A 25,822-nucleotide genomic window follows, 5' to 3' on the forward strand; every position below is an offset into this window, starting at 1 on the left:
CCAGCGATTCCTTGCCCCTCGTACTCGACCACCAGCGACCGGGACGCACGGCGTCCAGGCGGAGGACCACACCATGAAGATCTTCCAGCCGATGCTCTTCGTCGGGCTGGGCGGCACCGGCGGACTGGTCGGGGCCGAGCTGGAGCGCCGGCTGCGAGCCGAACTGTGCGGACCCGACGGTACGGCGCTCAACAGTCTCGGCATCCCGCTGCGCTACCAGCTCCCGGAGTGCCTCCAGTTCGTCTACGCCGACTTCAGCGAGTCCGAACTCGCCCGGCTGCCCCACCTCAGCGCCGACAACGCGCTGCGTGCCGCCTACAGCCGGACCGCACGGGCCACCCACGACCTCCTGCCCGACCACGACAGCTCCCCGGAGGTCACCCGGGAGCTGCGTGCGGTGATGCGTGACGAGGTGAGCGGCTGGCTCCCTCCACGCACCGGCGAACCCAAGGTCACCCCGCTGCGCAACGGAGCCGGCCAACTGCCCACCGTCGGGCGCGCCGCCCTCTTCGGCACCCTCCGCAACGGACTGGACTCGGTCATGGGGCCGCTGCTCCAGGCCATCGACGCCATCAGCCGCTCCGGGGGTGAACTCAGCCAGCTCGGCGGAGGACCCATGTCCGGCTGCGACGTGTTCGTGGCCTACTCGGTGGCCGGCGGCACCGGCGCCGGGCTCTTCCTCGACTACCTCCATCTGATCGGCGAGGCGTTCAGGGCCAAGAACTTCACCGGCGCACGGATCTACCCGCTGGTGGTCATGCCCTCCGCCTTTCCCCCCTCCGCGGGCGGCGGACGCGAGGCCGAACTGAACGCCGCGCGGGCCGTGGTCGACCTCTTCCGGCTCGTCGACGAGCAGAACGTGCCCACCGCCGAGTCCGATCTCGGCGACACCGAGCTGGACTCCGCGCTGCACATCCGGTACCCGGGCGCCCACCCGATCCGGCTGCGCACCGGCATGGTGCCGACGGCCTTCCTGTTCAGCCGTACCGCCGGGATCCGCCCCGACGACCTGCGGCGCTCCATCGTCTCCCTGGTGATGTCGCTGGTCGGCACCGAACTGGGCGACGGCAGCGGGCCCCGCCCCCGCGCCGACGACGACTACCAGACGTTCGCCGCCAGCTTCATCAACCGCGGACTGCACCGCGCGGCACGGGCCGCGTCCGGCATCGGCCACCGGGGGGTGTCCACGAGCCTGGTGGCCTCGATGACCGCGCCGCTCGACGAACTGGCCGAGCTCGTCTCCTCCCGCATGCTGGCGATGTCGGTGCGCCGGCTCACCGAGCCCGCGGCCCGGCCGAGCCACGCCTACGCGGGCACCGTCCGCAAGATGTTCGCGGACGCGGGCGTGGACGAACTGTGGGCCCGCGAGGCGCTGCCCGTGCCCGAGCCCGATCCGCTGCCCCGCGGCGGAGTCGCCATCGAGCAGGCGCTCCGCGACCGGATCAGCGACATGCAGGGGCTCCTCGACGACCTCCGGCGACGGGTGGAACGACGGGCGCCCGCGCTCGCCGAACAGTTCGCACCCCGCGCCGCGCTGGAGCGGGTGCTGCGCACCGCCGACTTCTTCCAGGCGGAGCGGATCGTCAAGGGAGTGCCGGGCGATCCCGACCCGGTGACCGTGCTCGGCTTCCTCGGGATGCTGGAGAACCGCAGCCGGCAACCCGCGCGCCCGGCGGGCGTGGATGTGCAGCCTCCCGCGGTGCCCCGGGTCAGGGGCCGCATCGGCGGCCTGTCCAAGGCCCGCTGGGGCGACCCCGAGGTGGCGGCGGCCGTCGAGGCGCAGGACCGCTGGTACCAGTGGCGCAGCCGGGTCGTCTGGCACGACGGCTGGCGGCGCCAGGAGCAGCGCTGGCGCCCGGCCGCGGCGGCGCTGAACAGCGAACTGGCGCTGCTGGTCGAGGCGTTCCGCAAACACGTCGAGGAAGAGCCCAGAGCGTTCCAGGAGCAGGTGCAGGAGCTCTACGACGACCGCACCGGCGTCTCCTATCTGCTGCCGCCGCAGAGCAACCTCCGCGACTTCTACGACGACCTGAGGGAACGCCTGATCAAACGGGTCAACCTGCGGGACAACGACGACGAGTCCGCCCTGTTGCTGAAACTCGTCGACGGCGACTGCTGGCAGGCCGCGCACACCGCCGGCCGGCGCAATCCCGCCGCGGCCGTCGCGACCGTCAAGGCCGCGGTGGAGCAGCGGATCAAGACGCTGTTCGCGGAGAGCGGCATGCAGGCCGACGAGCGGCCGCTGCTGCCCTCCATGGCGATGCTGCTGAGCGCGGCGGCCGGCGTCGGCGACACCGCCGAGGAGATCGGCAAGACCGCGCTGGAGCAGTTCCGGTTCAAGATCGCCGGACTGCTTCCGCACGGATTCGTGCCCGAAGGCGGAGGGCCGCTGAAGATCCTCATCGTCTACCCCCGGATACAGAACAAGGACGCCGTCGAGGAGTACCTGCGCAAGTCCCTGCTCCTGCCGAGGGACGGCAAGCGGTCCATCGAGTTCCGCGGTGTGGAGACCGACTCGATCACGGTGGTGCTCTTCCGCAGCGAGATGAGCCTCACCGAGGTGCCGGAGGCCCGCAACGTACTGCGCCGCTGGGCCAGGGCCCGCGACGTCGAGCAGAGCGAGGACGTGCTGAGCTGGCGGCAGCGGCTGGGCTACCGCGACGACTGGCTGGCCAGCACCGAGGAGGACCGGCGGCACATCCTGCACCGCCTGCTGTGCGCGATGTGGAACGGCCAGGTCACCGTGGTCGAGGGGGACGCCGACTCACCGCGCCGGATCCGTGTCCGGTTGTACGAGGAGGAGGGCCCCGACATCCCCGGGATGACCCTGCGCCTGGACGCCTACCAGGGCGAGATCTCCGGCTGGGCCGGACTGCTGCGCTCCTACGAGCGGTGGGCCCTGCTCGACGAGGGCCGCATCGTGGAGGACTACTGCAGCGTGCTGATGAGGGTCCAGCCCAAGGGCCTCTCCCTGTCCGGCAGCGACCCCGACCCCCTGTTCGTGCGGTTCGTGAACGACATCTCCAGGCATCAGCTGGACGTCCTGGAGAAGCTGGAACACCAGTCGGGGCCGTGGTCCGCCGAATGGGCCAGGCCCCTGCGCCAGTTCTGGGCGGAGACCCTGCCGGGCGCCCTGGACGTGCCCTTCACGGAGAAGCGGGCGCTCCAGCCGACCCTGCGGACGCTGGCAGCCACCATGCGGGGGGACCGGCTCTCCCCGCGGCCGCCGGACCCGGGGCTGCCGTCCGGCCCGCCCGGGGCACCCCGGCGCGAGGACGACGACTGGGGAACGGCGCCGTTGCGTCGGGACCGCCTCGACCGCGCCGACGAGCCCTGGCCCTCGTCCCCGTCGACCCGCAGTGCCTCCGGAGCGGGTTCGTCCCCTGCGACGGCGCGCAGGGAGCCTGGAGCGGATTCGTCTCCTGCGACGGCCTCCAGCGCGTCCGGCGCGATGTCGTCTCCCGTGACGGCCTCCAGCGAGCCAGGAGGGGATCCGTCCCCGGCGACGGCCCGCAGCGAGCCGCCGGCGGAACCGTCCCCCGCGACGGAGCGGCCGGCCCGCGACGACCGGCACGACCTCTTCGAGTGGCCCGAGAAACCGCACTGGCCCGAGCGGCTCGCGACCTCACCGGAGCCCGCGCGCGAACGTCCGTCTCCCGCCCCGGAGCCGGACGGAGCCGCCCAGCGGACCGGCGACGCCGTCACCGCGGCGCACACCCGGCCGCTGAACCAGGACCGCGCGGACGCGGCGCACGGGTCGCGGGGCGCCGGCTTCCCGTGGGAGACCGACGGCCCCGACCGGTCCGATCCCGTGCCGCAGCCCGATCCCTCGCCGCACCAGCCCCGGAGGACAGCCGGCCGGCCGGCCGACGACCCGTACCCGGCCGGCGGCTCCGATCGCTCCCCGGGCCTCTCCGGCACCGAGCCGTTCCTCTCGGCGTATCCGCCGTTCCCCGCGGGCGACGGCGAAGGAGACGGCGACGGCGACGGCGGCACCCCGGCCGATCACGCGGAGAACGCGTTCCCCTGGATCACTTCGAGCGAATCCGAGGATCCGTCCCGGTCCGCGTCCGACGGCACGTCCGGGACGGCGGCCGAGGGCCGCGCGGCACGTGACCCCTGGGAGAGTGACCCCGAATGAACCACGTCAGGGACGCGTCCCGGGCCGTGATCGTGCTGGACCTGCGGTCCGGTGCCCACAGGCTGGCCGCCCCCGGAGCACTGCGCACAGCGGTCTGGAAGCAGTTGCGGAACGAGGGACTGCCCGAGCCGGGCAACGGGCACTACAGGTTCCTCCTGCTGGACACCCCCCGCGGGCTCATGGACCACCACAGCCTGTACGAGCAGATCCTCGGCTACGGCGCCAAGGCGTGGATGCTCGGCCTGGTCATCGGTGACCTGCCGGGCGCGGACGACACCGGCGCGCCGGCGGCCGGCCGGCACGACACGGAACAGCCGTACGACGATCCGGACACCGGGTTCGCCGACGCCCACAGCCGCCGGCTGCTGCGCCCGGCCGCGCTGCACGGCCCGGACGCCGGGCTGCTGTGGGCGGGGGACCTGCGCGCGGCCCGGACGGCCGGCGACGCCGTCCGCGCCGACGATCCCGAGGCGCTGGCCGTCCTGGTGGATCTGCTGCGGGCGCTGTTCGACGAGACCCTGGAGACGCTCGCCCGGTTCCCCGACGCCGTGGCGGTGCCCGGCGTGCGCGTCCTCGAGCACGACCTGTCCGGCGCCGCCAGGGCGCGGGCGTGGCGGGAGGCTCTCACCCGGCTCGCCGGCGAGCCGTACTCGACCGCGCGGCGCTCGGCGCACGGGGACGATGCCGCCCGGACCGAGCTTCCCAAGCCGGTGGACGAACTCGCCGCCGGCCGTCCCACGGGTCCGGTGCCGGGCCACCGGGTCCCCGGCGGCGCGGCCGATCGCGCGTACCTTGCCTGCTCCGGCGCGCTCGACGAGGCCGAGGCGGGCTGGGCACGGCTCAGCGGCGTCGGCGGACTGATCGCCGGAGCCGGCGGACGGGACACCGAAGCGGCCCTCGACGCCGCCTCGCGCGGCCTCAGCGGCTACCGGAACCTGGTGGTCAGGGCCCTTCAGGAAGGTGCCGCGGGCGCCTCCTCGGCGACACCCGAGTCGGCGCTGCTCCTGACGGAACTCGGCGTCCGGGTCCCGCCGTACACGGGCAGCAGGGAAGCCGTGGGGGAGGGGCTGCACCGGCTCGCCGAGCGGATGCTGCGCGAGCGGCTGGCCCTGCGCAGTGTCGCCGAACGCTTCGCCGCCCTCTCCGAGCAGGTGGCGCCCGCACCGAGTGCCGGGCTGCTCGGCGAGGCCGACCGGCGCTGCCCGCCGGACCTGCCCCACCGGGTCTCGGCCGACCGGCACGTCGCCGTCGCCACGACCACACCAGCACGATTCGTGGGTGCCCTGGCCGCCGGCGGACTGGCGGCGCTGTGGCCCTGGCCCGGTACCTTCGCCGCGCTCGCCGTCGTGCTCGTCCTCCTCGCCGGCGGTCTGCTCGCGCGGCTGCGGCAGCCCGGCCAGCCTTCCTCGGGACCGGTGGCGCCCGGGCTGGCCGAGACGGTCGCGGCGGTCACGGGTGGCGTGGGCGGGTACTTCCTGACGACCGTGCGGGAGGTGCCGTCATGGGCGGGCCTGCTGGGTTTCCTCGCCGGGTCGGCCCTCGCTGTCGTCCTGGTCGTCGTGCGCTGGCGCCGGACGGTGGACCGCTGGTGGGAGCTGACGGGTGCGGACGAGGCCCGGCGGGCTCTGGACGACCTGGACGCGCTGCTCGCGGAAGCGGTGCTCCGGCAGCGCTGGGCCGCCGATGAGCGTCTGTACTGCGCCAACGCCGCCAGGATGGTGGCCGGGGCGCTGCGCGGTGCGGCGGCGACCGTCGAGGGGCTGGACTGGCATGACCGCGGGGACGGTCGCACGGCGGCCGCGCCGGCCGGGGGATGGGAGGACATCCTCCACCACGACCCGGCCCTCGGCGCCGTGGCGGACCTCGGCGACCCGGCGGAGCCGACGGGATCCGAGCGGCCGGACTGGATGCCGGCACCGGACCCCTACAGCCGTACGTCCGCGGCCGACGGGCCCGGGTTCGCCGGGAACGGTGGGGCCGAGGACGCCGGAGAGCGCACGCGGGAGCCGGACCGCCGGTCGGGGGACGGCCCGCGCTGGCTGGACAGGGAGGCGGGCGAGGGCGGCCCGCACCTCGTGGACACGCTGGTGGACGACCTCACCGACACCCTCGTCAGCGCGCTCGGCCCGTACTGGGGAGCCGTCGCACGCGGCCAGGCCGGGGGGTCCGCACTCAGCCGCGTCGAGCGGGAGATGACGTACATGCTGGGGGTGACCCGCCGTCACCTGTTCACCAACGGGGTAGTCTCCCCGCCGCCCTTCGCCCGGTCACGGGACCGGCGGGGCAACGCCGAGGGGCTGCTCGGCATCGGCCACCAACGGGTGGCCGATGCCATCGAGCCGGATCCCCAGGGCCGCCGCGTCGTCGACCTGGCCTCCCCGGACCAGACGGCACTGCTGAGCCGGGATCCCGCCCGTGTGGAGTGGATCAGGTTCGCCCCGCAGGCCGTGTGGACCGGCACGGACGGGCACGACCGGGCGGATGCCGGTGCCGGTGCCGGACCGAGTGCGCACGCCCCGGCCATGCCGCCGCCCGGCCTGCGCAGCCGCACGGTGCAGACCTCCACCGGCCGCTACGCCGGACTGCTCAAGCTCGTTCCCCTGCGCATGGGAGTGGTGCGGTCGGTCCGCCTGCGCGAATGGGCCGACGACCGGCCGGTGACACCGGACCTCTCCTGGGGCGAGGGGGGCATGTGAACGAGCGGACGGCAGGGACCGCGGGCCGCGGCGCGGTCACCGCGGACTTCAGCCCGCCCACCGGCAGCACCGAGATGCCGCCCGACCTCTCCTTCACCACCTCGGGCGGCCGACGCCACCGGGTGCCCACCCGGTTCGGCCCCGACCTCGGACGGGTCGCCCGCCCGCCCCTGCTGGCCCGCGAGGTGCTGCTCGGCGACGCGTGGAAAGGCGTCCAGGTGCGACTGGGCGCCGCCGACGCCTCGGACGCCCACGAGTACCACGCGCTGGAGACCGAGGTGGGCGCGGCCCTGACGATCCACCGCACCTTCTCCGGGAGCCCGTTCCAGGGGTTGTTCCCGGTCCCGGTCGGATACGACATGGACGCGGCCGAACCGTTCCTGATCTACTCCCCGCCCCGCGGCGCGCCGGCCACCGGCCTCACCCACGGGATCTCCACCACCGATCAGCGGATCATCGAGCGTGATCTGGTGCTCGCCATCCGGCTGCTGGAGAGCCTGGGACTCGTGCACCGGGGCATCGTGCCCGCGGCCGTCCGGTGGGACGGAGCACGGGCGCAGCTGTGGGACCTGGGCGCCATGGCACGGATCGGCACCCCGCGCACCCCGTGGGGCGCCCCGCCCTACGCGTCACCCGAACAGCGCGCCGGCGTGGGCGAGGCCGACGCGAGGGACGCGCTGTGGAGCACCGCCCAGCTGATGTACCAGCTCGTGTCCGGCCGGCAGGGCAACCCGGACGGGCCTCCCGCGGACCTCGACGCCTACCGGTCCCTGGCCCAGACCCTCGCCGGAGCCTTCGAGCCCGCGGCCGAGAACCGTCCGGCCCCCGCTCGCCTCCTCGCCCTGCTGACGTCGGACCCGGACCCGGCGGCCATGGTCGCGGCCCGTCCCGACCCGCTCGAACCGCACCGCAGGGAGTTCGACGCGGCCCTGGCCCGTAAACGCGCCGCTGCCGGAGTCGACGGGGCCGGCGGCCCGGGCGGAGGCGACGGCTCGGGCGGAGGCGACGGTTCCACCGGAACGGCGGTGGACCAGGACGGCACGACCCGTGCCGGACCTCCGAGCCGGACCTCCGGCACGCCGGACCGCGACCGGGGCAGAAAGCGCACCTGGCTCGGCGGGACGGCCGACCGTGATCGCGGCAGAAGCGGAAAGGGACGTCGATGACCTGGCACGGGAAGGGGACGTCGATGTCCCGCTCGGGACTCGGGAAGGGGACGCCGATGACCGGTTCGGGACTCGGGAAGGGGACGCCGATGACCGGTTCGGGACTCGGGAAGGGGACGCCGATGACCGGCTCGGGACTCGGGAAGGGGACGCCGATGACCGGTTCGGGACTCGGGAAGGGGACGCCGATGACCGGCTCGGGACTCGGGAAGGGGACGCCGGTGACCGGTTCGGGACTCGGGAAGGGGACGCCGGTGACCGGCTCGGGAAGGGGATGTCGATGACCGGCACGTCCGCACAGCTCGAACCCGGGCAGGTGCTCTGCCCGTACTGCCTGGAGATCGTCGTCCACGACGAACGGGCCCTGCACGTCCGCAACGAGAAGTTGCAGTACGAACGGCTGGACACCGAGGGGCTCGCCAACCCGCTGCGACGTGCCGACGTCCTGCGCGGGGCCTTCCAGCTCTGTGGAAACACCGAGGGGGTCAGCCACCACTACATCCCCGTCCCCTACCTGACGCACGGGCGCCCGCTGACCGTCGCCATGGTCGGAACGTCGGGTACCGGAAAGAGTCACCTGCTGACGCAGATGATCGCCGAGGTCACCGACGGCGGCCTGGAGCCCTACGGCGTGCGCTGGCAGTCGGTGAACCCCGCCGACCACTCGGACTTCATGCGGGAGCGGGTGGCACTGCTGCGGGCGGGCGAGCAGCTGGAGGCCACCGCGCAGACCCCGTTCGCCCAGTTCGTCGAGGCCCTGCTGCTCACCGGAACGGACGGCGAGGTGCGGCCCGTGGCCTTCTTCGACCTGGGCGGTGAGGACCTGGTCCGCACCGACTCGCTGCTGCGCTTCCTGCTGGGCGTCGACGCCCTGATCTTCGTCGCCGACCCGCTGCTGGCCTGCGGCCTGCCGCAACTGGACGAGGCACGCGAGCAGTACGGCCTGCACGTCAGCAGGAGCGACCCCGCCTTCGAGACGGTGCTGGACCGGCTGCCCCGCCAGGGGCCGTACCTGGACGTGGCCATGGCACTGGTGGTCGGCAAGGCGGACCTGCTGCGCTTCGAGCCCCCGGTCGACCGCTGGCTCAGCCGGCCGTCCACCGCCCCGCTCGACGCACGGCGACTGCGTGAGGAGAGCCGCGACGTGTACGCCTTTCTGCGCCGCCACGCCGCACCCGCCTGGCTGCGCCCGTTCGACAGCGCCCTGCGCTGCACCCTGCACTTCGCCTCCGCGACCGGCGGCCAGCCGGCGAACGGCCGCTTCCCGCACGGCGTGCGCTCACGGCGGGTGCTGGGCCCCCTGCTGTCGATCCTCGCGATGTGCGGGCTGCTGAGCGAGGACCCGGCGCTCCGGCCCTCCACGGTGGGGATGTGAGCCGGCGTGGACCAGGACCGGGAAGAACTGCTCGACCAGGTCGTCTTCCGCTGGGAGGGCAACCGGGGCCGGACCGGCACGGGCATCAACGCGGTGGCGTACTCGTGCGACGGAGAGCGCGCCGAGGAACTGCGGGCCGAGCTGGCGCCGCTGCTGCGGGTGGAGGGAGGTGACCTGCCGAGCCAGGTCCGCCAGGTGCGCCGGACCGGGGAGGTGGTCGTCATCAACCGCCGACGGGACCCCGACGCCCACGGCAGGAGCAGCACGGAGTCGCACGCCCTGATCGGCAGCCGCGGTGCCCTGAAGCCCAGATTCTGCCTCGCACTCAGTCAGCTACCGGTTCCCGTGGCAGACCTGTCCGGGACGGACGTCCGCCGTCTGCCGCGGGCGAAGCACACCGAGCTGAAGGAGACGGCCGGCCCGGAAGGGCGGCGGTTCATGGCGCAGGTGCCGACCGTGGCGGCGCCTCTCACCGCAATGGTGGCCCAACTACTGCGCACCCCGGCCCACTTGATGTCAGTCCGGATCCCTGACTTCTCCCGCGAGGGGGAGAACGACACACCGCTGCTGATCTGGGGGCTCAGCGGCGTCTTCGGCAGCTGGCTCGGTCGCGACTTCTGGACCTACGCGACCTACGACACGTCCGACACCCACGGACTGCGGGTCGTCGGCGTGCCGGACTGGCGTACGTCGGCGATCGAGGACCCCCTTCTGGAGCGGATCGCGTTCCACAACGCACCGGACGACGAGGCGCAGTGGATCGCGCGGGGCCTGGTGACGCTGTTCCTGTCCGACCCGGACGGCGCGGAAGCTGTCCAGGGGCTGATCAGCCAGTGTCCCGACGCGGTCACCCTGCCCCTGCCCGACCGGCTGCACATGCTGAGGCGGCTGCTGGAGTCGGCGACGGTGTCAGGGGCCGGCGTGTCAGTGCTGCGGCCGATGAGCCCCTTGGGTCTTTCCGGCGCAGACCGGCTTCCGCCGTCCGCCGTGGGCGACCGGGAGTCGGCCGGTGGCCCGGAGGCTCGTCAGGCTCCGAGGGGGGAAGCGGGCGCGGATCCCCGGGGCGAGAGGCCGATCGGTCCGCTGCCGTCGCGTCCCCGTGGCAATCCGGCGCACCGTCCGCCGCCCGCCCCTGTCCCCACCGCACACGGGAGCGCCGAGGACGAGCCCGCCGATCACGGGAGTGGGGCCGTACGGCGTTCCGCGCCCACGGCGGCCTCTCCCCGGTCCGAGCCGTCGGCAGCGGCGCGCCACGAGCCCGCCCCCGGCCCGGCGACCGTCCCACCGCCGGTGACTCCTCGGCCGTCACCCGACGTCGACCCGCGCCCGCGGCCTCAGGCGCCGACGACGTTCCGGTCACCGGTCCGGCCCCCGGGGAAGCCGTCCTACCAGCCCTCCCCGGCGCGGGCCGCCGACCCGGAGGACAGCCTGGGGGCGGACGAGCGTGTCCCGGGCTCCCGGCCGCCCCGGCCACTGCCCCCGCGCCTGACGAGAAGGCGCAGCCTGCTCCACCGCGTCACCTTCGCCCGGTGGCGGTACGACCGGCACGCGGGCCCGGAGGACACCGACAGGCGGCCCGACGGTGACCTGCTCGCCATTCTTCGTCGGCCGGGCCTGTCGCGCGGGGAAGTCGACCGTCTGCTCGACGCACTGGCCGCCCGGGCGAACCTTCGGACGCTGGGGGAGGCGGACCGCGTCTGCCGCGATGTGCTGGAGCAGGAGCTCTATCTGCCCGGTGGTCGAAGGGCCGGCGACGGGAAACCGGACGAGCGGGAGCAGTACCGCGCGGCGGAGACAGCCGCCTGGCTGCTCCACTGGGCCGTACTGCCGTACCTCGAGCACCGGGGTGTCGGGGATCGCGTCGGAGAGCTGTTCCGCAAGGTGTGCACACGTGACGGTCGGGTGGAGCGCCACTTCCTGGACGTGCTGGTCTTCTCCGCCGTCCACGGCCCGCCGAAGCTCCCCACGCAGGCCTGGATGAAGCTCGTCGGCTACCTGCGGACAGCGCCCGAGGGGCGACCACCGCAGGTGCTCCGTAAACCTTCCGGTCACGCCGCCGGCCGGCGTACGGCACCGGCCCGGGGGCACCGCGCACAGCGGTCGGACGACCTGTGGAAGGTCGCCTGCATGGCCATGAGCTGCGTCGCCGCCCTGCTCCTGCTCCTTCTGATCGCCCGGTGGTGAGGCGACTGGGACACGCAGCACGACGTTCCGCCCACAGCAAGCCACCGAGCCACCAAGCCGCCACAAGAAGACACGGGACCTGGCGAGGCGACGCCCCGCCGCACCGTGCGAGAGGAAAGCGCACGTGACAACACCGCAGAGTCCGGGGGAACGCTCGCGCGGAACACGGCAACGTGTCTTCATCAGCCACGGCTCCAAGGACAGCCACTACAGCTGGCTCGTCTGCGACGACATCCGGGAAGCGCTGAGCAAGGCCGGATACGAGGTGTTCCTGGACCGCCGGTCCCTTCATCCCCAGGACGACTGGAGACGGCAGATCGGCCGTCAGCTGGAGAGCTGTCACGCGGCGGTGTTCGTCATCGCCGAAAGGGCTCTGGACCGGGAATGGGTGCGCCGGGAGGCCGAGATCCTGCGCCATCGCCACGACATCTGCGGCATCTTCCTCCTGGTGGTCCTGCTCGACGACCTCCAGCCGGAGGATCTCGAAGCGGCCGGTCTCGGTGTGCTGAACATCAAACAGGCCCTCAAGTTCGGAGCCCAGGCCGAGGCCGAGCCGACCCGGATCGCCGAGGACGTCGTGGAGGAGTTCGCCGAGCTGCCCGCCCTGCCGGGCGAGGACGAGCCCATGCGCCTGTGGGCGGAACGGCTCTCCGCGAAGCTCGGCCGTTCGGCGGACCCGGGCCTGCTCGAGGACGCCGCGAAACTGCTGGGGCTGGAGGAGCGGGACGCGCGCAGGGCACGCGGCTTCAACGGCGCGCGCTTCCTCGCCAGGTCCCTCCTCAACGCGGGCCTGGGAGACAACGTCCCCCGAGCCGTCTTCCACCTCAACGCAGCGCTCGGCTCCACTGGCCGCTCACTCGCCCAGGAGATGGCACCGACCTGGGTGAACGAGGAGGCCGCGCGGTGTTTCATCCCGGACGAGAAGGCGGACGAGGGCCGGGTCCTCCTGCTCCACGCCTCCATCAGGCAGACGGCGGACCATCACATAGGGCGTGCGATGCGCCGGGACGTCACCCGGTACGTCAGCGCGGCACTGAACGTACTCCGGCCGGACGAGGCGGAGGCCACCGCCCTCGTCGAGGACGAACTGCGGGCGGCTCTGCGAGCCAGGATGGCGATACCCGACGACGGGGAGTGGGGCGTCCCCGTCCCGGGACAGCACGTGTATCTGGTCGTCCCCGTCGAGTCACGCGCGTGCAGGCGCAGGCTCGCTGCCGTCGTGGGGGAGATCAGGCGCCACGCCCCCTGGCTCCATGTGGTCGCCCTGATGGACGGCGGACCGCCGGACGAGGGCGCGCCGGCGCGCTGGGGGGTGGAGGACGCCGTCGTGGTACGGCCCGCGCTGAACGGCACGCAGGAGGAGCGGGGCCACCTCCGCGTCCACGAACTGTACGAGGCCGTCGACAGCCAGTACGAGGTGCCCGAGCGCTGGAGGACCACGTGCCGATGAGTGAACCCGACTACGGCGAGATCCGGACGTGGGGGACCACGGACCGCGGAGACGGCAGCCGGTATCTGATGCCCGAGGAGGGACGGCTCGCCGTGAAGGTGGCACTCGCCACCGGTCGGCCTCTGCTGTTGCGGGGCAGCCCGGGCTGCGGCAAGTCCTCACTCGCCGCTCACATCGCCCAGCAGCTCGACTGGCGCTACTACGAGCACGTCGTCACCTACCGCACCCAGGCCACCGATCTGCTGTGGACCTTCGACACGGTGCGGCGCCTCGCGGACGCACAGGCACGCGAGGGAGACGCCGGACTCGAAGACCACAAGTACGTCCGTCCTGGCCCGTTGTGGTGGGCGTACGGCAGGGACTCCGCTCTGCGGCGCGGTCTTCCCGGGGACGGTCCGCCTCCGGGCGGCACCTGTCCCGAGCCGCTGGCCAGAATGAACGCCGGGCGCAAGCGGGACGGCGCCGTCGTCCTCATCGACGAGATCGACAAGGCGGACCCGGACGTACCCAACGGGCTGCTGGTACCCCTCGGTTCGGCGGAGTTCACGGTGGCCGAGACCGGTGATGTCATCCGGATGCGCCGGTGCACGGCGCCGGGGCCCAATCCCACCCGTCACCTCGTCGTCATCACCACCAACGACGAGCGTGAGCTGCCGCAGGCGTTCCTGCGACGGTGCGTCGTCGCCGCGCTTCCCTCACCCGGGACGGATCAACTGGTCGCGATCGCGCGTGAGCACCTGAGGAGCAGATCACCGGAGGGTGACTGGATGGAACTGGCGCGCGCCGTGGCGGACGAGGTCGACAAGGCGAGGGAACAGGCCCGCAAGGACGGCGTGCGGGCGCCGAGCACGGCCGAGTACCTGGACGCGCTGTACGCGTGCCTGTCCCTCGGCATCCGGAGCCGGGACGACGAGCGCTGGCAGCGGTTGCGTGATCTGGTTCTGGTCAAGCACCAGCAACCCGGGGAGGGTCTGTCGGGGTGACGGACCGGGACATGGGCGGACGGCCGGAACGGGAGGGGCGGGTTGTCCCCGGCCGCGCGGACGTGTGGCTCGGGGACCTCGTCGTGGCCATCGAGGAGGTCGTGCCCCGGGACGAGGACGAACTGTGGCGCATCGCCCGCCTGTTGGGGTTGGGCCGGCCGCTCCGCACCGAGCGGCAGAGCGCGCCGTCCGAGCCGGGCGGGCAGGCTGCCGTGCCACTCGACCCCCTGGGCGCCGTCGGCCAGGGCACGTTGCCGGTGACCGCGCCGCCGCCCGCCGACGAGTGTCGACCCGCACTACCCCCGGGCGGGTCCGCCGGCGGAACGGCGATGTCCGCTGCCCCGGACGGAGGCGAGGGTGCCGACGACGGTGAGGTGACGAGCGCCGAGTGGTCGACGACGCCGGACGGCCCGGGTTCCGCCGACGGCGCCCCTCCATCCGGTCACGGACACCGGCCGTCACACCACGCCTTGCCACCAGTGGCGTACGCGCCCGCAGGGCGGCAGGCCTGGGTGCGGGACCCCCTTCCCCGGCCCGACCGGAACCTGATGAGCGTGCGACCCCCATACACCCCCCTGCTGGCCCGGAGTTCCGCGGCGGCCCTGCTCGAAGCGGCGCTGTCGGGCCGCGCCCCGGACGGAGAGGTGGAGATCGAGGACGCGGTGGACCTCCTCGCGCGCGGTGTGCCGCTGGCCGTCCTCCCCCGGCGCATGCGGCGGACCCTGCGCCACGGCGTGCAGATCCTCGTCGACCACGGTCCCGCCATGGAGCTGTTCGCCCGGGACCAGGCGCATGTCTGCGCGCGGGTCGAGGCGCTGGTGGGCAAGGACCGGACGGATCTGCTCCGTTTCGCTTACTCGCCCCTGCGTGGTGCCGGCGCCGGACCGCTGTGGACGTGGGACACCTACCGGCCACCGCCCCGCGACAGTGCCGTCCTCCTGCTGAGTGACTGCGGAACGATCGGCCCCCGGGGCGATCAGGGCAGAAGCACCCCGGCCGAGTGGCAGCGCTTCGCCGAGCTGGTGCGGCGCAACGGGGCCCGGCCCCTGGCGCTGCTTCCGGTACCCGAGCGACGGGTGCCCGAGTGGCTGGCGACGGTCATGCCGGTGTTGTGCTGGGACCGCGGTACCACGGTGGGCCGTGTGGCTTCCCGGATGAACGCATGGCGGGAAGGGCGCACCCCCCGGTGTCCTCCGGCCGTGGGCGGGGGAGAGCCGCGATGAGGGACCTCACCCACGCCGTGCCGGACGCGGGCGTCCTGCCCCCCGGTCCGCCGTCCGACGCGGTCGACCTGGCCACGCTGCTCAGCACCACGGTCCGTGTCGAACCCGAACTGCTGCGGGCGGTGCGCGTCGTACTGCTGCCCCAGGTCGACGTCGGCGCGGAGTCCGACCTGTGGTTCAGCCAGTGGGCCGCCAGCCGCAACCCGCGCGCCATGGTGCTCCTCCCCGATGTCCAGCGCGTGCTCAGGACCCGACTGCCCGAGGTCCTCGCACGCTGCGCCTCACCGCCCGGTGTCGCTCCGGCGGATCGTCTGAGACACCTGATCGCCAGCCGCCACCACCATCTCTCCCCCCTCATGCGGTTGGAGGAGGAGATCCTCTGGCTGTCCGCACGCGGCGGTGACGAGGACTCCGGGTTGCGGGAGGCGGAGGCGGCCCTGCGGTCGGCGCTGCGGGCCCTGGTCGAGCACGCAGGACGGGAGGCGATCGCCGACTGGGTCGTCAGCGTGTGCCCGCGCCTGCCGGAGCCGCTGCGGCACACGGTCACCGGCTGGCAGTACCGCTCCATCGCGTACCTCCTGGAACCGAACACGCCGGTCGACCGGCGTGCTCCAGCCCGCCTCACCTGCCAGGACGCCGCGCTCGTCGTCGACTCCGTGGCCGCCTCCGGAGAAACGGACGTGCCCGAGACCTGGGTCGCGGTCCGCCTGGACGGTGATGTGCTGCATGTCGGAGGTGCCGAGGAGGACGAGCCGGGCAGCGTGTTCATCGGTGCGCCCGGCACCGATCCCGTCGTGCTGGAGGTGCTCTCCGGCATGGACGACCAGACAGGCAGGCCCCTCCAGGTGCGCCCGGGCGAACGGGTCAGGATCACCGGATGCTCGCCCACGACCCGCCTGCTGACCGCGGACCGCCGCGTCTACGACCCGTCGACGCCGGTCGAACGGCAGCCGGGCGGAGTCGCCGCGCCGGGGACACCGCCTCGGAGCGTGCTCCTGGGACCCCCGCCCGTCATGGACGCGTTCTCCCGGTCGGTCCACGACGACCTGCGCGAAGGACTCAGGCGGGCCGGTCACGAGGTGTGGGATCTCCAGGCGCTGTGGCCGTCCCCCACGCGGACCGGGGACATCCCATGGCCCCTGACGGTGGACGTGGTGGTCTTCCTGCTCGACCGGGAGCTGCTCACCTCGCCCGTCGTACGCGACCAGATCAGGACGTTGACCTCATGGGCGGCGGAGATCGGCGCGCCCAAGCCCTTGGCGGTGCCGCTGGGGGGCCTGCGATCCGAGGACCGGAGGGCGCTGCCCGGTGCGGACGCCTGCACCTGGGTGGACGGCACGTATTCCCGTGTGTGGTCGAAGGACTGCCCGTGGGGTCCCGGTCATGCCTGGGAGATCGCGGCGGAGGTGGCGGACGCGGTCGGCAGAACGGTCACCGAGCGGGCTTTGGCACCCGTCGGCACGCGTGCCTTTCCGACGCGGCACCGGCTGCTGAGCCGCAGGGTCGACGAGCTCCTGCGACGTTTCGCCGCCCACGGGGAGCGCCGTTTTCTCGACGAGGCGATCGGCCTCTTCCCCGCCGGCTCGCAGACGCCGCCGCCCACGGACGTGTGGGCCGCGCACGCCCACGTCGGACAGGCCCGCGCCCTGCACCACCGGGCCCGGCTCACCGGGAGCCCGCAGGACGCCGAAAGCGCCGTGCGACTGCTGCGCCGAGTGATGGACCGCACCACCGACCCGTCCGCCGCCGAACCCGGTTCCTGGGCCCGCCTGCGCAGACGCGCGCTGACCGAACTGCTGTCGGCGTTGCGGGTCCACATCGGGATCACGGGTGCCGGTCCGCTGCCGGACCGGCTGGTCGCCGCACTCGACGAGGCCGTGACGCTCGGCCGTGCCGCACTCGACGAGGAGCAGGAGGCCGGCCTGCGTCTCGAGCTGACGGCCTGCCTGGCCCCTCTCATGGCGAGTGACCTGTGGCTGCGCCGTCACCCGCTGGAGACCCGATCGACGGCGTTGCTCAACTTCGCGGCCGCGGGCGCGGGGGACGCCGTCCCGCTGACCGAACGGGTGGCCGCTGCCCGCGACGCGGCTCGGCTCGCGACTCACGAGGCGGACGTGGGTCTGGCGGTGCGGGTCTTCGACCGGTGGTTCGCGCTCCTGGAAGGGGCCGACTGGGTACGTCTCGGGGCGACCCGGTTCGCGGCTCTGACCGCGGGGTTCGCGGGGGCGCCGGAGAACGCCGCCGTGTGCGCGGTCGCGGCCGGGGAGCCCGCCATGGCAGCCCTGCTCTCACTGGAGCGGGGTCTCGCCCTCCAGCGAGTGATCCTGGCGGGGCGGGCCGTGCACGGAGACGACCCGCGCTCCTGCCAGCCGCGCTGGCGCCGGTCGCGCCGGTTGCGCCAGGAGGTCGCCCGGCTCGCCGTCCAGTGGACACAGGACGAGTTGCGGGCGGTGACGAGCGAGGGGCCGGTGGTCGTCCTCGCCACGGCGGAGGCGCGTGGTGAGGCTCTGATCCTCAGCGGCGGGACCGTCACCGCCGTGCGCCTGCCGGGCGTCACCGCGGCCGCCGTCCGGCGATGGTCACCCGACGACCCCGGCATCCGTGAGGCACTGCGGCCGGTGGCGCAAGAGCTCCGGCGCAGGTCACCGGTCACGGACGGCTCGCGGACACCACGGATGTTCTGGTGTCCGACGGGGTCGTTCTCGCGCCTTCCCGTCCACGAGGCCTGCTCCCGGGCCACCTCGTCGCCGACCGTGTCCACGTACACCGCGTCGCTGTCGGAACTGTGCGGCTCCCGTCGCGTCGACAGCGGGCCTGGTGCACGGCCGGGGGCGCGGCCCTTGGTGGTCGTCTCGCCCGCGGCGGGCGACGCCGGGTGGGCTGAGCGTGCCGCGGCCGAGGTGCGGGCCGTCACCGACACCGGTATGGCGTTCGACCTGCTCACGGGTGCTCACGCGACGAGACTGGCGGTTCTCGAGGCGGCCACCGGGGTCGAGGTCGTCCATCTCGTCGGCCGTCTCGTGCCGCCGGCGGTGGCCGGCTGGGGCGAGGGCTGGGCGATCGCGCTGGCGGACGGGCCGCTCACCGCGGCCGACATCGCCGCGGCGGACCTGTCCCGCACCGGGCTGGTCTTCCTGTCGGGGTACGGCGAGGCCGTGGGCGGCGGTACCGACCCCGATCGGGACACCCTGGCCGGCAGCCTGCACAGGGCGGGGTGCCGGCATGTCGTCGCCTCACTGTCGACCCCTGGTGCGCCGGACGCCGCCGACGGCGTCGATCGGGTGGTCGCCCGGTTCTACGAAGCGCTTCTCGACGGTGGCCGGCGACCGCGACCCGACCGGGCCCCCTTCGCCCTGCACCAGGCGATGACGGCCGCACGCGGAGAGGGGGAGACGCGGCGACCACCGCAGTCCTTCGTGCACATCGGCTCGTGACGGGAAGAAAGGGAGAGCCTTCATGACGTTCGCCGACATGGCTTCATACACGTCTGACGAGGTCAAGCACATGGAATTCATCCAGGCGGTGGTGACCCGGCTGGGAAACGGTTCCTTCCTGATCAAAGGGTGGACCATGACGGTCAGCGGGGTCTTCTTCGGAATCCTGGTGAACAACCTGAGCTGGAAACTCGCCGCGACGGGGATCATCCCCATCCTGGGATTCTGGCTGCTCGACTCCTATTACCTCAGGCAGGAGCGACTCTTTCGCGCACTCTACGACGAGGTGAGGGTGCGCGCGGCCGGAGTGGCGCCGTTCTCGATGAACGTGGGGCCCTACCTCGCCCGCGTCCCGTGGGGTCGGGTCGTCGGGTCGCGCACCATGGTCAATTTCTACGGTGTCCTCGGGGCCGTCGATGTCGCCTTCACGGTCGGAGCGGTCATCGCAGCCGCGTGATCGCCATGGTGTGTCGCACCGCAGAAGCGCGTGGCGCCGGCTTCCACCGCGCGTCGGACCTGCTGTACGGTCACGCGATGCCCGGGTTCGAGGCGCGGAGGAATCGCTCATGTCGACAAGGGGACACGCGGCCGCGGGATGTCCGTTCTGCGAGATCGTCGCGGGCCGGTCACCGGCGAGAATCGTCCACGAATCCCCGCACACGCTCGCTTTCCTGCCGCTGCGTCCTGCCACGCGAGGTCACACGCTGGTGGTACCCAAACGGCACGTCACGGACCTCTGGCAGCTCGACACCTTGACGGCCCACCCGTTGATGGAATCCGTGCTGCTGGTGGCGCAGGGCATCAGATCGGCGTTGTCACCGGAAGGGCTCAATCTCATCAACTCGGCCGGCGAGGTGGCGTCGCAGACGGTGTTCCACCTCCACATGCACCTCGTGCCGAGATGGCCGGACGACGGAATGAGACACCTGTGGCCCGAGAGCGAGAATCCGGGAGACGAGCAGCTGGATTCCCTGACGCGCGTGCTGAGGGAAGGAATCAGCGAGGCGGGCGGCAGGGCCTCGGGCCGCTGACCGGAACCGCCCCGCCAGTGCGTGTCGCGCTGTCGCGTTCGTGGAAGCGGTTTGTCGTTCGCGGAAGAACTGGTGAGGTCGCCCGGACAGAGCCGCCGGGCGGAAAAGAGTTCGCCCAGCGTGCCCGGTACACGCCATGATCCGCACTCGTGACGATGTCGAAGCAGTTCCTGGTCGGGGCAGCCGCCCGCAACAACGCCGAGTGGTGTGCGGCGATGAGCCGGTCGCACGGAGTGGCGGGCGAGTTCGGTGCGCGGGCCTGGACCGCTGCGACCCGTACGCCGCCGTACTACCCCGACGCGGTGACGCTGGTGCCGGACGCCGACCCGGCCGCGCTGGTGGACCGGATCGACACCGGCGGGCCGGGTGCCTCCGTCAAGGACAGCTTCGCCGACCTCGATCTGAGCGGGGCCGGTTTCCGCGTCCTGTTCGAGGCGCAGTGGATCCACCGCCCGGCGGGTGCGCCCGCGCTCGTCTCCGACCTCCGCTGGGACGTGGCGGGCGACGGGGACGCGCTGCGGACCTGGGCGCTCGCCTGGGACGGCGACGGCGACGGCGACGGCGACGCTGACCTCTTCCGGCCCGAACTGCTCGCCGATCCGGCCACGTTCGTCCTCGCCGGCCGGGGCGCCGACGGTCAGGTGGTCGCCGGAGCGGTGGCGAGCCGTAGTGATCACGTGGTCGGTGTCTCCAACGTCTTCGCGCACAGCGGCGGCCCCGACGCGGCCTGGCCGGTCGTCCTCGGCGCGGTGCACCGGCTGTTCCCCACCCTGCCGGTGGTCGGCTACGAGCACGGTGACGACCTGGCGACCGCCGTCCGGCACGGCTTCGAGCCGGTCGGTCCGCTGCGGATCTGGCTGCACGGGTAGACCGGTCTGCGGCCTTCGGCCGGTGCGTGAACCGGCGGCCATGATCGGGCGGTTGGATCGGGTGTCCGTGGCATGAACCGGTGAAAGGCAGGGCGGGCCGGACACCGTAGGGGCGTTTGGCCCGCCCGGGCCTGTCCTGGCGTCAGCTCGTCGCGCGGACCACGTCGCGGATCAGCTCGGCGACCTCCTTGGGCCGGGACACCGCGACGGCGTGCGAGGCGCCCTCCAGCTCGGTGATCGTGGCGCCGGCCCGCTTGGCGCCGAAGCGCTCGACCTCCGGGTTGATCGCCTGGTCCGCCGCGGCCACGAGGGCCCAGGACGGCTTCGTCCGCCACGCGGCGGCGGTGGCGGTCTCCTCGAACGCCCCGGCGGCGAGCGGGCGTTGGGCGGCGGCCAACACCTTGGTGACGGAGGCCGGGACGTCCGCGGCGAAGATCTCCGGGTACGCCTCCGCCTTGATGGTGACCTCGACCGCGGGCTCCGCGCCCTCGACCGGGTACGTCCACTCCTTCAGGTTGCTGACGAGCGGCGAGAGCGGGAAGCGCCCCTGCAACTCGCCCAGGCTCTCGCCCTCCTCCAGGACGTACGCGGCCACGTAGACCAGACCGACCACGTTCTCCGCGGTGCCGGCCACGGTGATCAGCGCACCGCCGTAGGAGTGGCCGACCAGCACGACCGGGCCGTCGACCTGCGCCGCCACGGAGGCGATGTACGCGGCGTCCGAGGCCAGACCGCGCAGCGGGTTGGACGGCGCCAGCACGGGGATGCCGTGGCTCTGCAGCTCCGCGATGACCCCGGACCAGCTGCCGGCGTCCGCGAACGCGCCGTGCACGAGAAGGACGGTGGGAGTGGTGGACATGAGGGGTTCTCCTTCTGGGTGTTTCAGTGACCGTGCAGGGCGGTGCGCAGGGTCCCCACGGCCAGGGTGATGGCGGCTTCGGCGGCGTGGGTCTCGCGCAGGGCGTTGAGCATGACGAAGTCGTGGATGATGCCCTGGTAGCGGACGGCGGTGACGGGGACGCCGGCGGCGCGGAGCTTGTTGGCGTAGGCCTCGCCCTCGTCGCGCAGGACGTCGGCTTCGGCGGTGATGACCAGGGCCGGGGGCAGGCCGGTGAGCTGTTCGGTGGTGGCGCGCAGGGGGGAGGCGGTGATCTGGGCGCGTTCGCTCTCGTCGGTCGTGTACTGGTCCCAGAACCACTGCATGCCGTCGCGGCGCAGGAAGTAGCCGGTGGCGAACTGGTGGTAGGAGCCGGTGTCGAAGGCGGCGTCGGTGACCGGGTAGAACAGGACCTGCTGGCGGAGGGGGACGTCGCCGCGTTCCTTGGCCATCAGGGTGAGGGCGGCGCTCATGTTGCCGCCCACGGAGTCGCCGGCGACGGCCAGCCGGCTGCCGTCGAGGTCCTTGGTGGCGCCCTGGTGGACGATCCACTGGGCGACGGTGTAGTTCTGCTCGATGGCGAGGGGGTAGCGGGCTTCGGGGGAGAGGTCGTACTCGGGGAAGACCACGGCGGCGCCGGTGCCGGTGGCGAGTTCGCGGACCAGGCGGTCGTGGGTGTGGGCGTTGCCGAAGACCCAGCCGGCGCCGTGGATGTAGAGGATCACCGGGAGGACGCCGGTGGCTCCGGCCGGGCGGACGATGCGGGTGCGGACGCTGCCGGTGGGGCCGCCGGGGACGGTGATCCATTCCTCGTCGGTGTCCGGCTTGGTGATGGCGCCGGACTGGACCTCGTCGACCGCCTTGCGGCCCTCGGCGGGCGGCAGGTCGAAGAGGTAGGGCGGATTCGCGGTCGCCGCGGCGACCGCGGCCGCCGCCGGCTCCAGGACCGGCTGAACCGGCTCAGCGACGTCGGACATGTGTGTCTCCCGGATTTTCAGGTGAGGCGCCGGTCTCTCCGGCGGGACGGCCGCGGGGCAGACACGGAGATCTGCGGGCCGTCGACCGTCACGCTAGGACCCCGGCGCCGGTGCCGGGCGACCATCAGTGCACCGGCACTGACCTCACAGCGCATGGAGACGGTCCCGGCGCCGAGGCCTTCCCGGACGGCCCGGACCTCGGAACGCTTGGAGCGCCGGACCGCCCGGACCGCTCGGACCGACCTGAGCGCCCGGACCCGCCCGGACCCGCCCGGACCCGCCCGGACCCGCCCGGACCGACCTGAGCGCCCGGACCGCAGGCCAGCCGGATCGCTTCGAGCCCGCCGTCCCGCGCCGCCCTGAGCCCCTGGGCCACCCGCGCCGCTCAGGCCGGCCCGATCGCCCTGAGCGCCGGACTGCCTGAGCCGCCAGCACTGCCCTGACCGCCCCCACCAGCCAGATCGCCCCGAGCCCGCGCGGCCCGGGCCGCCCCGATCCGTCGGATCGCCCTGAGCGCCCGCACAGGCCGGGCCGCCAGCACGGGCCGGGCCGGCCGGACCGCCCCCAGGACCGCCCAGACCGGCCAGGTCGCCCGATCGCCCGTACGGCCCGGGTCGCCCGCACTGCCGGCCGGCCGGACCGCCCCGCAACGCCGTACCTACCTGCTCGGCCCTCGCGTGCCCCGACCACCATGGCACCGCCCTGTTGCCTGACCGCGCACGGCTCTTGCCTGGGGCCGCAGGGGCCGCCGTACCGCCGCCCACAAGCGACGGGACGCCCTCATGCTGAACCGGACGAACGCGGATGACGGGCCCGGCGGCGCGGAAGTGTGCACGCAGCGGCACAGATGAGTGCGGTGCCCCGCTTGTTTCCCGCCGACGGCCCCCTGGGGTGAGTCCCGCGTGCCGGTGGAGCCGCCACCGGCGCCGCGCGCCCTCGTGCCCCGCCGCGGGTGCGGAACCGCTCCCTCGAACGGCCTCAGTGATCCGCCCCCACGCGCAGGAGTCCCCGTGGAAGAAGACGTGCCCGCCTTCCGGGCGACGCCTGTGCTCGAGAGACGGACGCGGGACTTCGTGGCGGCCCACGCGTGGCCGGTCGCCTCGCCCGCGGACGCCGCCTCCAGGGCGGCCATGGCCGCGCTCTGGAACGGCGGCGGCCGCGACGAACCCGACGTCGAGGAGCAATGGCTGGCCCTGCCGGGCGGCGACGGCAGCCGGATCCGGGTCCGCATCCTGCGCCCGGCCGGCAGCGACGAGACCCTGCCGGTGGTGCTCTACCTGCACGGGACGGGCTGGATGCTGACCGACGCCTACGCGCACCGGCAGCTGGTGGCGGACCTGGTCCTCGGAGCGGACGCCGCCGTGGTCGTGCCCGAGTACGACGGGCCGGAGGACGCGCGGCACCCGGGCGCCGTGGAGCGGGCGTACACCGTCGCCCGGTGGCTCGCCCGGCACGGCGCGGAAAGCGGGCTGGACGGGACCAGGATGGCGGTGGCCGGCGTCAGCGCGGGCGCCCAGCACGCCGCCGCCCTCACCCTGGTGGCGAGGGAGCGCGGCGGGCCGCGGCTGCGGCACCAGGTGCTGATCTGCCCGGTCACCGACGCGGCGATGGACACCCCTTCCTACCGTCGGTTCGCGGACGGGTACTTCCTGAGCCGCGCCGCGATGTGCGGCTACTGGCAGCAGTACGCGCCGGACCCGGAGACCCGCACGCAGGGCACCGTCTCCCCGCTGCGCGCGCCCGCCCTCCGCCTGCGGGGGCTGCCGCCGGCGCTGGTCCTCACCGCCGAGGCGGACGTGCTGCGCGACGAGGGCGAGGCGTACGCGGCGCGGCTGAGGGAGGCGGACGTCCCGGTCGTGTCGATCCGCTACCAGGGCACGATCCACGGCTTCGTCCTGTTCGACGCGCTCCGCGGTACGGACGCCTCCAGGGCGGCGCGCATCCAGGTGACGGACACGCTGCACGCCGCGCTGCACGCGGTCTGACCGGGACGCGCTGTCCGGTCGGATGGCCGGCCCGGGCGCGCCCGGGCCATTCCGTTCAGCTGTCCCAGGTGGAGTGGCCGGGGCCGCTGAACCGTGTCGGGTGGCGGCGGCCGCGCTGATGAGTGTCCGGGCGGCGTCAGCGTCCCGGTGCGGGTCCGCTGCTGGCGCGGATCACCAGGTCGACCGGGACCAGCGACGCGGGTCGGGGCGGTTCGGCGGAGCCGTCGATACGGTTCAGGAGAAGGCGCAGGGACCGGGTGCCGATCTCCGCGAAGTCCGTGCGGACGGTGGTCAGGGGCGGAAGGAGGTGCGCGGCCTCGGGGATGTCGTCGTAGCCGACGACGCTGACCTCGCCGGGGACGGAACGGCCGGCCTCGTGCAGGGCGTGCAGGACGCCGAGCGCCATCTGGTCGTTGGACACGAACACCGCCGTCACGTCCGGGCGTCCGGCCAGCCGGCGGCCCAGGTCGTACCCGGAGTCGGAGCTCCAGTCGCCGACGAGCGCCTCGGGCACCTCGGCGCCGGCCGCCGCCAACGTCGACCGCCAGCCGGCCAGCCGGTGATCGGCCGAGGTCCAGCCGGTCGGCCCCGCGATGTGCCAGACGGTCGGGTGGCCGAGCGTCAGCAGATACTCGGTGGCCTTGCGGGCGCCGGCCCGTGAGTCGCCGGTGGCCAGCGGGGTGTCGGTGTCGAGGCCGTTCTCCAGCACCACCAGCGGAATGTCCAGGTGGGTGTCGGCCAGGGCCCGGCCCACCCACAGCTGCGGCGCGATGGCGATCACCCCGTCCGCGCCCTCGGCCGAGAGCCGGTCCACCGCCTCGACGACCGTGTCGTGGTCGGCGGTGTCCAGCGCGATGGAGCTCACCAGGTACCCGGCGTCCTGTGCCGCCGTGTTGATCGCCGTGAGGATCGACGCGGGCCCGTAGCGGGCGGCGTCGAAGGAGATCACTCCGAGCATCCGGGTCCGGCCGCTGGCCAGCGACCTGGCGCTGCGGCTGGGCCGGTACCCCAGTGTCCGCATGGCCACCAGGACCGCCTCGCGGGTCTCCGCGCGGACCGACGGATGGTCGTTGAGCACGCGGGAGACGGTCTGCTTGGAGACACCGGCCAGCCGGGCCACGTCGCCCATCACGGGACGCGACCCCGCGAAGTTCCGTCTGCTGCGCCACTTCGGAACGGCTCCGTCGGCGGCGCTTCGGGTCATGGTGACAGTTTCCTCGGCATCATCGCGGCGGCCCTGTTCCGCCCGGCAGAACCACAGCATAGGCCGGGCCTCCGGCGGACCGCCCCGAGCCCCGGCGGACGCGGGCGTCCCGGAGCAGGCGTCCCGCCGGAGCCGAGGCGGCGGCCGGCCGGCCCCCGGCGCGCATCGTGACCGGTCGGCCGGGCGGGGCCCGCGACCGCCCGGCCGCGCCCCGGCCCTCCGTCCGA

General features: G+C 73.6%; 17 protein-coding genes. 14 read left to right on the forward strand and 3 right to left on the reverse strand.

The features are described 5' to 3' along the window. Positions 1-73 precede the first annotated feature (73 nt). The 13 genes from QQS16_RS35250 (at position 74) to QQS16_RS35305 (ending at position 20,552) form a co-directional block, all read left to right on the forward strand. Positions 74-4,141 (forward strand): tubulin-like doman-containing protein, encoded by a 4,068-nt coding sequence (locus QQS16_RS35250; RefSeq protein ID WP_286066123.1) that lies wholly within the window; start codon positions 74-76, stop codon positions 4,139-4,141. Further along, positions 4,138-6,837 carry a hypothetical protein gene (locus tag QQS16_RS35255; protein ID WP_286066124.1) on the forward strand — a complete coding sequence of 900 codons (2,700 nt, stop codon included), beginning with the start codon at positions 4,138-4,140 and terminating at the stop codon, positions 6,835-6,837. Before QQS16_RS35250 ends, QQS16_RS35255 begins: the two co-directional genes overlap by 4 nt. Continuing rightward, on the forward strand, positions 6,834-8,003 hold the full coding sequence (locus QQS16_RS35260; RefSeq protein WP_286066125.1) for a protein kinase family protein: 1,170 nt from the start codon (positions 6,834-6,836) through the stop codon (positions 8,001-8,003). Before QQS16_RS35255 ends, QQS16_RS35260 begins: the two co-directional genes overlap by 4 nt. A 56-nt stretch (positions 8,004-8,059) precedes the next feature. Continuing rightward, entirely contained in the window at positions 8,060-8,287 is a 228-nt protein-coding gene (locus QQS16_RS44060) for a hypothetical protein (RefSeq protein ID WP_502963877.1), read from the forward strand. After that, a complete protein-coding gene (locus tag QQS16_RS35265) occupies positions 8,284-9,378 on the forward strand; it encodes a hypothetical protein (RefSeq protein WP_286066126.1) in 1,095 nt (364 codons plus the stop codon). Before QQS16_RS44060 ends, QQS16_RS35265 begins: the two co-directional genes overlap by 4 nt. A 6-nt stretch (positions 9,379-9,384) precedes the next feature. Then, positions 9,385-11,562: a hypothetical protein gene (locus QQS16_RS35270; protein ID WP_286066127.1), complete on the forward strand. Its 2,178-nt coding sequence runs from the start codon at positions 9,385-9,387 to the stop codon at positions 11,560-11,562. A 124-nt stretch (positions 11,563-11,686) separates the two neighbouring features. After that, positions 11,687-13,012 carry a toll/interleukin-1 receptor domain-containing protein gene (locus QQS16_RS35275; RefSeq protein WP_286066128.1) on the forward strand — a complete coding sequence of 442 codons (1,326 nt, stop codon included), beginning with the start codon at positions 11,687-11,689 and terminating at the stop codon, positions 13,010-13,012. After that, positions 13,009-13,995 carry an AAA family ATPase gene (locus tag QQS16_RS35280; RefSeq protein WP_286066129.1) on the forward strand — a complete coding sequence of 329 codons (987 nt, stop codon included), beginning with the start codon at positions 13,009-13,011 and terminating at the stop codon, positions 13,993-13,995. Before QQS16_RS35275 ends, QQS16_RS35280 begins: the two co-directional genes overlap by 4 nt. Beyond that, on the forward strand, positions 13,992-15,218 hold the full coding sequence (locus QQS16_RS35285; protein ID WP_286066130.1) for a hypothetical protein: 1,227 nt from the start codon (positions 13,992-13,994) through the stop codon (positions 15,216-15,218). Before QQS16_RS35280 ends, QQS16_RS35285 begins: the two co-directional genes overlap by 4 nt. After that, positions 15,215-18,652: a CHAT domain-containing protein gene (locus tag QQS16_RS35290; RefSeq protein ID WP_286066131.1), complete on the forward strand. Its 3,438-nt coding sequence runs from the start codon at positions 15,215-15,217 to the stop codon at positions 18,650-18,652. The genes QQS16_RS35285 and QQS16_RS35290 overlap by 4 nt, the downstream gene beginning before the upstream one ends. A gap of 22 nt (positions 18,653-18,674) precedes the next feature. Further along, positions 18,675-19,109: a hypothetical protein gene (locus QQS16_RS35295; RefSeq protein ID WP_286066132.1), complete on the forward strand. Its 435-nt coding sequence runs from the start codon at positions 18,675-18,677 to the stop codon at positions 19,107-19,109. 109 nt (positions 19,110-19,218) lie between these two features. Further along, on the forward strand, positions 19,219-19,683 hold the full coding sequence (locus QQS16_RS35300) for an HIT family protein (RefSeq protein ID WP_286066133.1): 465 nt from the start codon (positions 19,219-19,221) through the stop codon (positions 19,681-19,683). Between the two features lie 149 nt (positions 19,684-19,832). Then, positions 19,833-20,552: a hypothetical protein gene (locus tag QQS16_RS35305; protein ID WP_286066134.1), complete on the forward strand. Its 720-nt coding sequence runs from the start codon at positions 19,833-19,835 to the stop codon at positions 20,550-20,552. A gap of 142 nt (positions 20,553-20,694) precedes the next feature. Here the strand turns inward: QQS16_RS35305 and QQS16_RS35310 are convergent, their stop codons facing one another. After that, a complete protein-coding gene (locus QQS16_RS35310; protein ID WP_286066135.1) occupies positions 20,695-21,411 on the reverse strand; it encodes an alpha/beta fold hydrolase in 717 nt (238 codons plus the stop codon). 23 nt (positions 21,412-21,434) lie between these two features. Next, on the reverse strand, positions 21,435-22,406 hold the full coding sequence (locus QQS16_RS35315; RefSeq protein WP_286066136.1) for an alpha/beta hydrolase: 972 nt from the start codon (positions 22,404-22,406) through the stop codon (positions 21,435-21,437). Between the two features lie 1,010 nt (positions 22,407-23,416). Between QQS16_RS35315 and QQS16_RS35320 the strand changes: the two genes are divergently transcribed. After that, positions 23,417-24,391, forward strand: coding sequence for an alpha/beta hydrolase (locus tag QQS16_RS35320; protein ID WP_286066137.1), 975 nt, complete (start codon positions 23,417-23,419; stop codon positions 24,389-24,391). A 136-nt stretch (positions 24,392-24,527) separates the two neighbouring features. On the opposite strand, the gene QQS16_RS35325 is transcribed toward QQS16_RS35320, so the two are convergent. Next, positions 24,528-25,595 carry a LacI family DNA-binding transcriptional regulator gene (locus QQS16_RS35325; RefSeq protein WP_286066138.1) on the reverse strand — a complete coding sequence of 356 codons (1,068 nt, stop codon included), beginning with the start codon at positions 25,593-25,595 and terminating at the stop codon, positions 24,528-24,530. Positions 25,596-25,822 lie beyond the last annotated feature (227 nt).

This window comes from Streptomyces sp. ALI-76-A (assembly GCF_030287445.1).
Taxonomy (GTDB): Bacteria; Actinomycetota; Actinomycetes; order Streptomycetales; family Streptomycetaceae; genus Streptomyces.

Coding starts and splice junctions, on each gene's coding strand:
- QQS16_RS35315 (WP_286066136.1), bottom strand. CDS start 22,406: ATGTCCGACGTCGCTGAGCCGGTTCAGCCGGTCCTGGAGCCGGCGGCG.
- QQS16_RS35295 (WP_286066132.1), top strand. CDS start 18,675: ATGACGTTCGCCGACATGGCTTCATACACGTCTGACGAGGTCAAGCAC.
- QQS16_RS44060 (WP_502963877.1), top strand. CDS start 8,060: ATGACCGGTTCGGGACTCGGGAAGGGGACGCCGATGACCGGTTCGGGA.
- QQS16_RS35280 (WP_286066129.1), top strand. CDS start 13,009: ATGAGTGAACCCGACTACGGCGAGATCCGGACGTGGGGGACCACGGAC.
- QQS16_RS35265 (WP_286066126.1), top strand. CDS start 8,284: ATGACCGGCACGTCCGCACAGCTCGAACCCGGGCAGGTGCTCTGCCCG.
- QQS16_RS35325 (WP_286066138.1), bottom strand. CDS start 25,595: ATGACCCGAAGCGCCGCCGACGGAGCCGTTCCGAAGTGGCGCAGCAGA.
- QQS16_RS35310 (WP_286066135.1), bottom strand. CDS start 21,411: ATGTCCACCACTCCCACCGTCCTTCTCGTGCACGGCGCGTTCGCGGAC.
- QQS16_RS35250 (WP_286066123.1), top strand. CDS start 74: ATGAAGATCTTCCAGCCGATGCTCTTCGTCGGGCTGGGCGGCACCGGC.
- QQS16_RS35290 (WP_286066131.1), top strand. CDS start 15,215: ATGAGGGACCTCACCCACGCCGTGCCGGACGCGGGCGTCCTGCCCCCC.
- QQS16_RS35255 (WP_286066124.1), top strand. CDS start 4,138: ATGAACCACGTCAGGGACGCGTCCCGGGCCGTGATCGTGCTGGACCTG.
- QQS16_RS35300 (WP_286066133.1), top strand. CDS start 19,219: ATGTCGACAAGGGGACACGCGGCCGCGGGATGTCCGTTCTGCGAGATC.